The sequence below is a fragment of the Stenotrophomonas sp. SrG genome, from assembly GCF_050031795.1.
GTDB lineage: Bacteria > Pseudomonadota > Gammaproteobacteria > Xanthomonadales > Xanthomonadaceae > Stenotrophomonas > Stenotrophomonas rhizophila_A.
On the sequence record NZ_JBNBBE010000632.1, the window covers coordinates 1 to 250 of the forward strand.

The following is a 250-nucleotide window of genomic DNA, read 5'->3' on the forward strand; positions in this document are numbered from 1 at the left end:
TCGGGTATTCGAACCCCGGTCGCCACGGTTTATGTGTTATGTCCTAGGCCTCTTGACTATGGGGACGCACGAAACTTTTAATTTTGCTTCTGTCGTACGGCCTATGTCCGGAGAAGTGGTGGAGCCAGGCGGGATCGAACCGCCGACCTCATGCATGCCATGCAGGCGCTCTACAAGCTGAGCTATGGCCCCACGATGCAGGATGCGGAATACTACGCGTGTGAAGTCGATTCGCAAAGTGTTTTAGCAA

1 tRNA gene is annotated in these 250 nt (G+C 54.0%); it reads right to left on the reverse strand.

Features of this window, described 5'->3' with window-relative positions:
* Window positions 1-116: 116 nt before the first annotated feature.
* A tRNA-Ala gene (locus tag ACQG3P_RS21130) sits at window positions 117-192 on the reverse strand.
* Between the last annotated feature and the right edge of the window lie 58 nt (window positions 193-250).